The sequence below is a fragment of the Hydrogenophaga sp. genome (genome assembly GCF_030651625.1).
In the GTDB taxonomy this organism is placed as follows: Bacteria; Pseudomonadota; Gammaproteobacteria; order Burkholderiales; family Burkholderiaceae_C; genus Hydrogenophaga.
In genome coordinates this window covers 20567-33171 of the sequence record NZ_JAUSCF010000026.1, presented here as the reverse complement: position 1 = coordinate 33171, position 12605 = coordinate 20567, and the positions used below count along the sequence as shown (strand labels likewise).

12 protein-coding genes are annotated in these 12605 nt (G+C 60.9%); 8 read left to right on the top strand and 4 right to left on the bottom strand.

The features are described from left to right. Positions 1 to 2: 2 nt before the first annotated feature. The 5 genes from Q7V46_RS12820 to Q7V46_RS12800 all read left to right on the top strand — a co-directional run bounded on the left by Q7V46_RS12820 (position 3) and on the right by Q7V46_RS12800 (position 5957). Entirely contained in the window at positions 3 to 1220 is a 1218-nt protein-coding gene (locus Q7V46_RS12820; protein ID WP_304913941.1) for a M20 aminoacylase family protein, read from the top strand. A gap of 79 nt (positions 1221 to 1299) precedes the next feature. Then, positions 1300 to 2832, top strand: coding sequence for an ABC transporter substrate-binding protein (locus tag Q7V46_RS12815; RefSeq protein ID WP_370690343.1), 1533 nt, complete (start codon positions 1300 to 1302; stop codon positions 2830 to 2832). An 80-nt stretch (positions 2833 to 2912) separates the two neighbouring features. Continuing rightward, on the top strand, positions 2913 to 3824 hold the full coding sequence (locus tag Q7V46_RS12810; protein ID WP_304913939.1) for an ABC transporter permease: 912 nt from the start codon (positions 2913 to 2915) through the stop codon (positions 3822 to 3824). Between the two features lie 52 nt (positions 3825 to 3876). Further along, positions 3877 to 4872, top strand: coding sequence for an ABC transporter ATP-binding protein (locus Q7V46_RS12805; protein WP_304913938.1), 996 nt, complete (start codon positions 3877 to 3879; stop codon positions 4870 to 4872). Positions 4873 to 4955: 83 nt separating this feature from the next. Further along, a complete protein-coding gene (locus Q7V46_RS12800; RefSeq protein WP_304914019.1) occupies positions 4956 to 5957 on the top strand; it encodes an ABC transporter ATP-binding protein in 1002 nt (333 codons plus the stop codon). A 154-nt stretch (positions 5958 to 6111) separates the two neighbouring features. On the opposite strand, the gene Q7V46_RS12795 is transcribed toward Q7V46_RS12800, so the two are convergent. Continuing rightward, on the bottom strand, positions 6112 to 6960 hold the full coding sequence (locus Q7V46_RS12795; protein WP_304913937.1) for a MurR/RpiR family transcriptional regulator: 849 nt from the start codon (positions 6958 to 6960) through the stop codon (positions 6112 to 6114). A gap of 59 nt (positions 6961 to 7019) precedes the next feature. Here Q7V46_RS12795 and tal point away from each other — a divergent pair, with 59 nt between their 5' ends. Then, complete coding sequence (gene tal, locus Q7V46_RS12790; protein ID WP_304913936.1) at positions 7020 to 7961, top strand: transaldolase; 942 nt, start codon at positions 7020 to 7022, stop codon at positions 7959 to 7961. 221 nt (positions 7962 to 8182) lie between these two features. Here tal and groL read toward each other — a convergent pair whose 3' ends face one another. Both groL and Q7V46_RS12780 read right to left on the bottom strand, forming a co-directional pair. After that, positions 8183 to 9832, bottom strand: a complete 1650-nt coding sequence (gene groL, locus Q7V46_RS12785; protein ID WP_304913935.1) for a chaperonin GroEL — start codon at positions 9830 to 9832, stop codon at positions 8183 to 8185. A 49-nt stretch (positions 9833 to 9881) separates the two neighbouring features. After that, complete coding sequence (locus Q7V46_RS12780) at positions 9882 to 10172, bottom strand: co-chaperone GroES (protein ID WP_068174446.1); 291 nt, start codon at positions 10170 to 10172, stop codon at positions 9882 to 9884. 410 nt (positions 10173 to 10582) lie between these two features. Between Q7V46_RS12780 and Q7V46_RS12775 the strand changes: the two genes are divergently transcribed. Both Q7V46_RS12775 and Q7V46_RS12770 read left to right on the top strand, forming a co-directional pair. Next, complete coding sequence (locus tag Q7V46_RS12775; protein ID WP_304913934.1) at positions 10583 to 10918, top strand: helix-turn-helix transcriptional regulator; 336 nt, start codon at positions 10583 to 10585, stop codon at positions 10916 to 10918. 15 nt (positions 10919 to 10933) lie between these two features. Next, positions 10934 to 11686 carry a DUF5131 family protein gene (locus tag Q7V46_RS12770; protein WP_304913933.1) on the top strand — a complete coding sequence of 251 codons (753 nt, stop codon included), beginning with the start codon at positions 10934 to 10936 and terminating at the stop codon, positions 11684 to 11686. On the opposite strand, the gene Q7V46_RS12765 is transcribed toward Q7V46_RS12770, so the two are convergent. Then, positions 11683 to 12507 carry a three-Cys-motif partner protein TcmP gene (locus Q7V46_RS12765; protein ID WP_304913932.1) on the bottom strand — a complete coding sequence of 275 codons (825 nt, stop codon included), beginning with the start codon at positions 12505 to 12507 and terminating at the stop codon, positions 11683 to 11685. The genes Q7V46_RS12770 and Q7V46_RS12765 overlap by 4 nt on opposite strands. Positions 12508 to 12605: the final 98 nt, after the last annotated feature.

The window sequence follows — 12605 nt, the reverse complement described above, 5'->3', positions numbered from 1 at the left end:
AAATGTCTGCGCCACGCATCAAGGCCCACGGCCGGGCGTTTGCGCACATCGCCGCCTTTCATCCGGAGCTCACCGCACTGCGCCGTGACCTGCATGCCCATCCTGAGATCGGGTTTGAGGAGCACTACACGGCCCAGCGGGTGGTGGAATCGCTCAAGGTCTGCGGAGTGGACGAAATCCACACCCAGATCGGCAAGACCGGGGTGGTGGCGCTGATCCACGGGCGCTCGCGCAGCAGCGGGCGCATGATCGGTCTCAGGGCCGACATGGACGCCCTGCCCATCACCGAGAGCAACGACTTTGCCTGGCGCTCAACCAGGCCCGGCATGATGCACGGGTGCGGACACGATGGCCACACCACCATGCTGGTCGGGGCAGCGCGCTACCTTGCTCAAACGCGCCAGTTCGATGGCACCGCCGTGCTGATCTTTCAGCCCGGCGAAGAAGGCTTTGCCGGCGCCAAGGCCATGATCGAAGACGGACTCTTCGACCGCTTTCCCGTTCAGGCCGTGTATGCCATGCACAACTGGCCACAGATGCGCCCAGGCATGGTGGGGGTGAATCCCGGTCCGATGATGGCTGCGGCCGACCGCATCACGATCGAGATCACGGGCAAGGGCGGTCATGGCGCGCATCCGTACCTCACCGTGGACCCCGTACTGGTGTCGGCGCACATCATCACGGCGGTGCAAAGCATCGTGTCGCGCAATGTGCGGGCGATCGACAGCGCCGTCATCAGCCTGTGTGCCATGCACGCGGGCGACATGGGTGCATTCAGCGTGGTGCCTGGCAAAGCCACGCTGGTCGGTACTGTGCGCACCTTCAATCCCGAGGTGCAGGACGTGGTTGAACGCCGCCTTCATGAGGTTTGTTCTGGCGTGGCGCTGGGCCTTGGAGCTTCCGCGCATGTGAACTACGAGCGCATCTATCCGGCCACCATCAACAGTATCGACGAGGCCCGATTTGCCGGCGATGTCGCGCAGCGCCTGGTGGGGCACGATCATCTGGACCGACACATGGACCCCAGCATGGGGGCGGAAGATTTTTCTTTCATGCTGCAGGTAAAGCCCGGTGCCTACCTGCGGCTGGGGCAGGGTGGTGAGGGGAGCTGCATGCTGCACAACAGCCGCTACGACTTCAATGACGATGTTCTGCCACTGGGTGCTGCCTTGCACGCGGGGTTGATCGAGCACGGCATGCCTATCGGATCGACTGAATAGGTATTTTTCTGGTAACCCGCTAAAGGAGCGACACATGCAATTCAAACAAACGCTGACTTCTGCCTTGGTGGTGGCTGCCATGGTGGCCATGGGGGCCGCTTCTGCGCAGACCGTTCGCATTGGCAATCAGGGCGATGCTTTGTCCATGGACCCGCATTCCCTGAACGAATCGCTCCAGCTGAGCGTGACAGGAAACGTGTACGAGCCACTGGTGGGGCGCGACCGCAATCTCAATCTGGTGCCCGCATTGGCCACCAGCTGGAAGCAGACCTCACCTACCGTCTGGCGCTTCGAGCTGCGCAAGAACGTGAAATTCCATGATGGAACGCCGTTCACGGCCGACGACGTTCTGTTCAGCTTTGAGCGCGCCTCGGGCGACGGGTCGGACATGAAGAGCTACACCAACGATATCAAGGAAGTCCGAAAGGATGGCGACCACGCGATCGAGATCGAGACCAAGGCACCGTTCCCGATCCTCCCCGACGTGATCTCGTTGCTCTTCATCATGAGCAAGAAGTGGGCGGAAGAAAACCAGGCCACGCGCCCGGTGGATCGCCGCAAGGGCGTCGAGAACGCCGCCTCGTTTCGTGCCAACGGCACCGGTCCGTTCCGCCTGCGCGAGCGTCAGCCCAACGTGAAAACCAGCTTTGTTCGAAATGGCAATTACTGGGGCAAGATCGAAGGCAACGTGGTCAATGTGGAGTACACCCCCATCGGCAACGACGCCACGCGCGTGGCGGCACTGTTGTCCGGTCAGGTAGACGTGATAGAGCCCGTGCCGCTGCAAGACGTCGCACGCATCAACGCCAGCGGCAAGACCAAGGTTTTGCAGGGTCCGGAGTTGCGCACCATTTTTCTGGGGATGGACCAGAAGCGCGACGAGCTGCTCTATTCCAATGTGAAGGGAAAGAACCCGTTCAAGGACAAGCGCGTGCGCCAGGCCTTCTACCAGGCCATCGACATCAACGGCATCCAGCGCACCGTGATGCGCGGCGCGGCCAATCCGACCGCATTGATGGTCGGCCCAGGCATCAACGGCTTCGACGCTTCCATGAACACGCGACTGCCCTACGACACCGAAGCTGCCAAGAAGCTGCTGGCAGACGCGGGCTATCCCAACGGGTTTGAAGTGGGCATGAACTGCCCCAACGACCGCTACGTCAACGACGGTGCCATCTGCCAGGCGGTGGCCGCCAGTCTGGCCCGCGCAGGCATCAAGGTCAATCTGCAAGCCGAAACCAAGGGCACTTACTTCCCGAAAATCCTCAAGCGCGACACCAGCTTCTACCTGCTGGGCTGGACGCCCGGCACCTACGACTCGCACAACGCGCTCAACGCCCTGATGCGTTGCGTGGACGACAAGGGTTCGGGCCAGTTCAATCTGGGTTCTTACTGCAATCCCAAGGTGGACGAACTGACCTTGCAGATCCAGTCCGAGACCGACAAGACCAAGCGTGACGCCATGATCAAGGAGGCCTTCAAGCTGCACGCAGACGACATTGGTCACCTGCCTCTGCATCAACAGGCGCTGGCCTGGGGTGTGGCCAGCAACGTGGAGTTGGTGCAACTGGCCGACAACTTCATGCCTTTCCGCTACATGTCGGTGAAGTGACCGTCTGACCCTTGCAGTACCGCCGGTCGTGACGTTTTCACGACCGGTTGGTTTGTGCCTTACCTTCTGGAACGTTCAACGTGATCAGCACCCTCAAGCGGTGGTCCAACAGCGATGTGGGCCACAGTTTCATCAATTCACCCACAGCACTGGTGGCGGCCCTGATTGCACTCATCTGTGTGGTTGGTGCCGTTTTTGCGCCGTGGCTGGCACCACACAATCCTTTCGACCTGGCCACGCTGGAGTTGTCCAACGCGCGACTGCCTCCCGCCTGGAGCGAGGAGGGTTCTCGCAACTTCCTCCTGGGTACCGACGATCAGGGACGCGACATTCTGTCTGCAATCATGTACGGCGCGCGGATTTCCCTGGCCGTCGGGTTTGCTTCCGTGGTCTTGTCCGTGGTGGTGGGTGTGGCCTTTGGCCTGCTCGCCGGCTTCATCGGTGGCTGGATCGACGCCGTGCTCATGCGCCTGTGCGACGTCATGTTGTCCTTCCCTGCCATCCTGGTTGCGCTCCTGATTGCCGGCGTGGGCCGGGCGCTGTTTCCGAACGCGCAGGACACGGTGGCCTTCGGGGTGCTCGTCATTGCGATTTCGCTCACGGGCTGGGTGCAGTACGCCCGTACGGTGCGCGGCTCGACGCTGGTGGAACGCAACAAGGAATACGTTCAGGCCGCGCGGGTGACCGGCGTTGCGCCGCTGCGCATCATGCGCAGCCATGTGCTGCCCAACGTGATGGGCCCGGTCATGGTGCTGGCGACCATTCAGGTGGCCACCGCCATCATCACGGAAGCCACGCTGTCTTTTCTCGGGGTTGGTGCGCCACCCACGTCGCCGTCGCTGGGTACGCTGATCCGGGTGGGTAACGACTACCTGTTCTCAGGCGAATGGTGGATCACGATCTTCCCGGGGTTGATGCTGGTGCTGATTGCCTTGTCGGTCAACTTGTTGGGTGACTGGCTGCGCGATGCCCTGAACCCTCGCCTGAGATGATTTCCAGTCTGTCGCAGTCACCGCGTGCGCGTTCACTCCACCGCATCCACACATGAGCCTCTTACAAGTCAAAAACCTCGTTGTCGAGTTTCCGAGCCGCCATGGCACGCTGCGGGCGCTGGACGATATTTCATTCGATATCGCGCCTGGTGAAATTCTCGGTGTGGTGGGTGAGTCCGGCGCTGGGAAGTCGCTGACCGGAGCATCCATCATCGGTTTGCTCGAACCCCCGGGACGCGTGGCCTCCGGGGAAATCCTGCTGCACGGGCAGCGCATCGACAACCTGCCCTATGAAGAGATGCGCAAGGTGCGCGGGCGCAAGATCGGCGCGATTTTCCAGGACCCGCTGACTTCGCTGAATCCGCTCTATTCGGTCGGTCGCCAGTTGATCGAGACCATCACCACCCATCTGCCCGTGAATCAGTCGGAAGCCCGGCAGCGCGCCATCCAGTTGCTCAAGGACACCGGTATTCCAGCCGCTGAACAGCGCATCGACCACTACCCGCACCAGTTCTCTGGTGGTATGCGTCAACGGGTCGTGATCGCGCTGGCCCTGGCCGCGGAGCCGCAGCTCATCGTGGCCGACGAGCCCACCACGGCGTTGGACGTTTCGATCCAGGCGCAGATCATCACCTTGCTGAAAACCATCTGCAAGGACCGGGGTGCCGCCGTCATGCTGATCACGCACGACATGGGTGTCATTGCTGAAACCTGCGACCGTGTGGCGGTGATGTACGCGGGCCGGGTCGCCGAAATTGGTCCGGTGCACGAGGTGATCAACCACCCGGCCCATCCTTACACGGCGGGCTTGATGGCCTGCATTCCCGACATGGGCGAGGATCGGGATCGTCTTCATCAGATCGATGGGGCCATGCCGCGCCTCAACGCGATTCCCAAGGGCTGCGCCTACAACCCCCGCTGCGAGCGGGTCTTCGATCGCTGTCACCTGGAGCGGCCCGATCTGTTGCCCGCCGGTGCGACCCGGGCTGCCTGCTGGCTGCACGCCGCCGCAGGCCAGGCACCGTCGATGTCGGAGGTCGCAGCATGAGCGCAGATCTGACAGCGAGCCCCGCAGGTACCCTGGCTGGCGTGCGGCGCCACGATCCCGGCGCAGCTGCTCCATCGTCGACCATGGATGCCAAGGCGCCACTGGTGCGGGCCACCGACCTGGCCAAGACCTTTGATGTCTCGGCCCCCTGGCTGAACCGTGTGCTCGAGCGCCAGCCACGTCAGTTGCTTCGGGCGGTGGATGGCGTGTCGTTCGACATTCCGCGCGGCGAGACGCTGGCCCTGGTGGGTGAGTCGGGCTGTGGAAAGAGCACGGTGGCCCGGCTGCTGGTGGGCTTGTACGAGCCCACGCGCGGCGGCTTTGAATTTGACGGCCAGGATGCCCACGCGGCGTTCAAGACACCCGAGGGTCGCAAGCTGCGTCGGCGCATCCAGATGATTTTTCAGGATCCGTACGCGAGCCTGAACCCACGCTGGCGGGTGGAGGACATCATTGGTGAGCCGCTGCGTGAGCATGGCATCGAGACCGAGCCGGTGGCCCTGCGTGCCCGGGTGGACGCTCTCCTTCAGTCGGTGGGGCTTTCCCCGCTGGATCGCGTGAAGTACCCGCACCAGTTCTCCGGTGGGCAGCGTCAGCGCATCTCCATCGCCCGTGCATTGGCCACGCAGCCCGAATTTCTGGTGTGTGACGAACCCACATCGGCGCTGGATGTGAGTGTGCAGGCGCAGGTGCTCAACATCATGAAGGACCTGCAGCGCGAACTGGGACTGACCTACCTCTTCATCAGCCACAACCTCGCGGTGGTCAGGCATGTGAGCGACCAGGTGGGCGTGATGTACCTGGGCAGGCTGGTCGAGCTGGCACCCAAGCACACCCTGTTTGACTCCCCGCGTCACCCCTACACGCGCATGCTGCTCGATGCCATTCCCAAGATGCACGACACGGGTCAGGCCCGCACCCCGGTGTCGGGTGAGGTGCCCAACCCACTGAACCCGCCTGACGGTTGCGCGTTCAACCCCAGGTGCCCGCATGTGAACGACCGCTGCCGAACCGAGCGCCCGAACCTGCTGGACCTCGGCGGTATCCGCATTGCCTGCCATGCAGTGGAAGAGGGCAGGATCTGAGTCTGAAGTTCGCTGATTGGTTGACCCGCGTCCGGCGCATTTGGGTCCAAGACCAGGGGTGCTGCGGAACCGGCTTAGCCGGGCCGCAGGCATCGTCCCCCTTCGGGGGAAGACGCGTCAGCGGCGCAGGGGGCGTGCCAAGCCCTGCGCACGGTTACGCATACCGCTTGCTCCGAAGATTGTTCTTCATCTCCTTGAGCAAAGGCTGCAGCGTGGCGCCTCCGATGCGCAACGCCAGGCAGGTCGCGAGCACGTCGATCACCATCAGGTGCATCAACCGAGAGGTCATCGGGCTGTAGCGGTCGTAGCCTTCGGGATGGTCTGCTGCCAGATGGATGTGCCCTGCCTGGGCCAGCGGCGACCCGCTGGTGGTGATCACGATGACGGTGGCGCCATGCTTGCGTGCAATATCGGCCGCGTCCATCAGGTCGCGGGTGCGCCCTGAATTGGAAATGATCACGACGCAATCGCCCGGTCCCAGCAGCGAGGCGCTCATCACCTGCATGTGGCCATCGCTGTAGGCAATGGCGTTGATGCCCAGGCGGAAGAATTTGTGTTGTGCATCCTGGGCCACGATGCCTGAATTGCCCGCACCAAAGAATTCGATGCGTCCTCGCTTCTTGTAGGTGGCCAGCAGCGCGTCCACCGCTTTCTCCACAGCGTGGGTCGACGCGTCATTCCGGTATTTCAAGAATGCGGCCACGGTGTTGTCGATCACCTTGACCAGGACGTCGCTCACCTTGTCGTCAGCGTCCACGCTGCGATGTATGAATGGCACGCCTTCGCTGACGGTACCTGCCAGCTTGAGTTTGAAATCGGAAAGTCCGTCATAACCCATGCTGCGGCAGAACCGCACCACCGTGGGCTTGCTCACATGCGCCCGGTCAGCCAGTGTGGACACCGGCAAGCTGGCAAAACTGCGGGGATCCAGCAGAACCAGTTTGCCCACACGCTGTTCTGCAGGGGCCAGGGAGGGCAAAGAGGCTTTGATGCGATCGAGCATGACCGGATGGTAATCGAGTTACATGAAATGGTGAAACCTTCACACCCGATAATGGCGCAATGAACCAGCTAGACGCACTCAAACAGATGACCACCGTGGTCGCAGACACCGGTGATTTCAGGCAGATCGCCACGTTTTCTCCGCGCGACGCGACCACCAACCCGTCGTTGATCCTGAAAGCCGTCCAGAAGCCCGAATACGCCCACCTGCTGCATGAAGCGGTTGCGAAGTACGGTGACCAGGGTCTTGATGAGGCCATGAATCGGCTGCTGGTGAGCTTCGGCTGTGAGATCCTCAAACAGATCCCTGGTCGCGTCTCGACCGAGGTGGATGCCCGTCTGAGCTTTGACACCGAGGCCACTGTCACCCGGGCTCGTCGCATCATCGATCTGTACCAGGGCGAGGGCATACACATCGACCGTGTGCTCATCAAGATCGCCTCCACATGGGAAGGTATCCAGGCAGCCTCGCGGCTTGAGCGGGACGGTATCCATACCAATCTGACGCTGCTGTTTTCGTTCGCTCAGGCGGTGGCTTGCGGTCAGGCCAAGGTACAGCTGATTTCACCTTTCGTTGGGCGTATCTACGACTGGTACAAGAAGAGTGCAGGGGCAGCCTGGGACGAAACCGCCATGGCCGGTGCCAAGGATCCCGGGGTGCGTTCGGTGCGGGCGATCTACCACTTCTACAAGAAGCACGGCATTGCCACCGAAGTGATGGGCGCCAGTTTTCGCAATGTGGGCCAGATCACGGCGCTGGCCGGCTGCGATCTGCTGACCATCAGCCCGGAGTTGCTGGCGCAACTGGCAGCCAGCGAAGCGCCGTTGTCGAAGGCACTGGATGCGGACGCTGCAAAGGGAATGGATATTCCATTTGTGCACTACGACGAAGCCGGTTTTCGCTTCGCGCTCAATGAAGACGCCATGGCGACCGAGAAGCTGGCCGAAGGCATACGGGCCTTTGTGGCCGACACGATCAAGCTGGAAGCTTTGATGCGCTGAGGGGTCCTTCTTTGGCCGGGCACCCATGCATGTGGTGATCGAACAGCAGAAACGAAAAAACCCGCGAGTTGCCTCGCGGGTTTTTTCTTGGGTGTCGGTGGCACACCAAGGTGCACCTACGACACAGCATGAGGCGCCAGGCCAAGGCGCAAGGGCGTAGACAGTGGCAGCGCCACGGCAAGCTCTTGCAACGCCGGCATGGCGTCTCAGGCAAGGAGAGCTTACATGCCCATGCCGCCCATGCCGCCCATGCCACCCATGTCGCCGCCCATGCCACCAGCAGGTGCATCGTCCTTAGGAGACTCTGCGACCATGGCTTCGGTCGTGAGCATCAGAGAAGCAACGGAAGCGGCGTTCTGCAGGGCAGTGCGGGTCACTTTCGTTGGGTCCAGAATGCCCATTTCGATCATGTCACCATAGGTGTCGTTGGCAGCGTTGAAGCCGTAGTTGCCCTTGCCAGCCAGGATGGCGTTGACCACCACGCTCGGCTCGCCACCGGCGTTGGCCACGATTTCGCGCAGAGGCGCTTCGATCGCTTTCAGCACCAGCTTGATACCGGCGTCCTGGTCGGCGTTGTCACCCTTGATGGTGCCAGCAGCCTGGCGTGCACGCAGCAGTGCCACGCCACCACCAGCGACGATGCCTTCTTCCACAGCAGCGCGGGTGGCGTGCAGGGCGTCTTCCACGCGGGCCTTCTTTTCTTTCATCTCGATCTCGGTGGTGGCACCCACCTTGATCACGGCCACGCCACCGGCGAGCTTGGCCACACGTTCCTGCAGCTTCTCGCGGTCGTAGTCGCTGGTGGCTTCTTCAATCTGTACGCGCACTTGTTTCACGCGTGCCTCGATGTCAGCCGATGCGCCAGCACCGTCGATGATGGTGGTGTTTTCTTTACCCACTTCGATGCTCTTGGCCTGGCCCAGATCGGCCAAGGTCACTTTTTCAAGGGTCAGGCCCACTTCCTCGGCAATCACCTTGCCACCGGTCAGAATGGCGATGTCTTCCAGCATGGCCTTGCGGCGGTCACCGAAACCAGGCGCCTTCACAGCAACGACCTTCAGGATGCCACGGATGGTGTTGACCACCAATGTTGCCAGGGCTTCGCCTTCGACGTCTTCGGCAATGATCAGCAACGGACGGCCGGCCTTGGCGACTTGCTCGAGCGTGGGCAGGAGGTCGCGGATGTTGGAGACCTTCTTGTCGTACAGCAGCACGAAGGGGTTGTCCAGCAGGGCGGCTTGCTTCTCAGGGTTGTTGATGAAGTAAGGCGACAGGTAGCCACGGTCAAACTGCATGCCCTCGACCACGTCGAGTTCGTTTTGCAGCGACTTGCCGTCTTCCACGGTGATCACGCCCTCTTTGCCCACTTTGTCCATGGCGTTGGCAATGATCTCGCCAATGCTGGCATCGCTGTTGGCGGAGATGGAACCCACCTGAGCAATTTCCTTGCTGGTGGTGGTTGCCTTGGAGGCCTTCTTCAGTTCGACGATCACGGCTTCAACAGCCTTGTCGATGCCACGCTTCAGGTCCATTGGGTTCATGCCAGCGGCAACGTACTTCATGCCTTCGCGCACGATGGCCTGTGCCAGCACGGTAGCAGTGGTGGTTCCGTCGCCGGCGTTGTCAGAGGTCTTGGAAGCGACTTCCTTGACCATCTGGGCGCCCATGTTTTGGAGCCTGTCCTTCAGCTCGATTTCCTTGGCCACGGACACACCGTCCTTGGTCACGGTGGGAGCGCCGAAGGAGCGCTCGAGCACCACGTTGCGACCCTTGGGGCCCAGGGTGACCTTGACCGCGTTGGCCAGGATGTTCACACCCTCGACCATGCGTGCGCGGGCTTCGCCGCCGAAAATGACGTCTTTTGCTGCCATGTTGATATCTCCAGAATTCAGTTAATAGTAGGAATGAAAAAGCGAAGAATCACTTCTCGACGACTGCGAACAGGTCGTCTTCTTTCATCACCAGCAGTTCGTTGCCATCGACCTTGACGGTCTGGCCGCTGTACTTGCCGAACAGAACGCGGTCACCGACCTTGACGTTCATGGCGGACAGTTCGCCTTTGTCGTTTTTCTTGCCGGGACCAACGGCCAGGATTTCGCCCTGGTCTGGCTTTTCGGCGGCTGCGTCGGGAATGACGATGCCGGAAGCGGTCTTGGTTTCGCTGTCAATACGCTTGACGATCACGCGATCGGCGAGTGGACGAAGGTTCATTGCATCTCCTGAGATTGGACGGTAAGGGTTTCAAACTGTCGGACCTCGTCAGGCGAGGGCCGAAGATCGACTTGGAGGATGTTGTTAGCACTCAACTCCAGCGAGTGCTAATGATAAGGGCGGAAACCGCCGTTTTCAATAGTCGATGGCGTTTTCTTTTTTTGGACGGGTGCGAAAACACGAAACTGCGGAACGCCACTCATGTTTCCACTATGAGCCACTCAACATTCAATTTTGCGGCTTAGGCTGTACACACCACAGCGTCGATGGAGGGTGTAACTGGGGGGTAGCTTTGGGCGGGCGTCTGATTGACACAACGAAACACGGCTCAGCACTGCAATTGCGATCTTCGGTACATCAAACGAAGCGACCAACTAAAATATGCTTGAAGTGCATAAAACGAGAAGGCGATGACAATCAACAGCGTCGGAGAACTGATTCGGGCCGCTCGCAATGGGCGTAGTCAAAAGGAGTTTGCGCAATTCTTAGGTGTGAAGCAGTCCTCTGTGAGTCGATACGAGAGCGGCAAGGCGAGCCCGCCGATCAACGTCATCGAGCAGTGCATGCGTCTGGTGCATACGGTCGGTCCCGACGATGCCCCGACTGCGGAGCAGCTTGCAGACCGTGTTCGCGTGGCGCTAGCCGACCCAGACATGCGGCAAGTGCGCTCGGCGCTTTCTCGCCTGGTGGATGCCTTCGTGTCCGAACACGCGCAGACTCGTACAACGAGTCCTGCGCATCAATGAGAAAAGGAAGCCGACATGGCAACCCAATCGACTATCGAATGGACGGAACAGACTTGGAATCCAACCACGGGATGTACCAAGGTCTCACCGGGTTGCAAGCATTGCTACGCTGAAGTCATGGCGCGGCGCTTGCACGCTATGGGCGCGCCAGGCTACGAGAACGAGTTCAAGCTCACCGTGCACGAGAACCGGCTTGATCAGCCGCTGATGCGCAAGAAGGCGACCACGTACTTCGTCAACAGCATGAGCGACCTCTTCCACGAGGACGTGCCGGATGACTTCCTTGACCGCGTGTTCTCCATCATCGACGAGACGCCGCACCACACGTATCAGATCCTGACCAAGCGAGCAGAGCGACTGCCGGAGTACTTCGCGCGGCGCCCCTGTCCGCAGAACGTTTGGCTCGGTGTGTCGGTGGAGGACAGGAAGTACGGCGTACCCCGTATCGATCACCTACGCAAAGTGGATGCGCACATTCGATTCCTCTCAGTTGAACCGCTGCTAGAAGACCTGGGCACGATCAACTTGCATGACATTCACTGGGTGATTGTCGGCGGCGAGTCGGGCCACAAGGCGCGACCCATGCGCGAGGAATGGGTTGCGAACGTTCAGGCGCAAGCTGAAGCGGCTGGGTCAGCCTTCTTCTTCAAGCAGTGGGGAGGCTGGGGCGCCGACGGCATCAAGCGCCACAAGAAGGCGAACGGCCGTGTCTTCCGGGGCCGTACGTGGGATGACTACCCGAGCACCTTGGCCACCACGCGGGCCTAGAACAACTTGCCTTGCCCCTCGATATTCGATGCCGTGGCCCAGAACTTGTGGGCGAGTTCATGTTTCGCCGCCAGAAGCAACCAGTAGAGCGGTTGATTCTTGCTGCCGGTGATCAGGCGCATCTCGGTTGACGGCCAGACCTGTCGGCCCGCTACTTTGTCACGCCAGTACTGAAAAACTTCCTGCCGCAGGCCTTGCTGACCTTGAGCGATGGAAACGCTTTGGCGCCAGCCCGGAGCGAAGACGTCGAACGCCGAATCGTCCGAGGTCGCGTTGCTGATCAGGTTTCTCTGTAGGTCCATCTGACTCACGTGGACCAGCATGTCGATTCGCTTCAGTGTCGAGAGGGCCTCGATGATGCCGAATTCGAGCGTTGCCAGATCGAACGGATCGAGAAATGCGAAGTGCAATCCGTAGGGATTCAGGGTCGGAACGATCTGCTGAATCGCATCAACAGCCGAGCCGTCCATCTCGACGACAGGTGCGCCTAGCTGGCGCAGTCGTGTCGCGCTTGCCTCACGTCTTTGCGCGTCGAGATCACCTATGTAGACGTGCGTGAACGGGGCGCCACCTTCGCAGCTCTTCTTCCAGGCGGCTACCGCGCCCCCGTCAATCCATTCGCCTGTCTCACGAACTTTCGAGCGCCCTGGGCCACAAAACGGATCGATGAATGTGGCACCAGCTTTGCCTGGCGCCGTCCATCCAGAACGGACTGCCCGCGAAATATCGATGTAGCGACAGAGGTACTGGTGCTTCTCTTTCGCCCAGACACCAACGTCCTCAGCGGGCAAGCCGTCATCCCCATCAATCAGTCGTCCCATGGTGGCGGCTTCCTCGGTTGCTGTGACCCAGTCGAAGTGGTTGGCCCTACCGGACTTCCCTTTGAGCGGGAACGGAGCACAGCCTGCAGGTCGCCGAG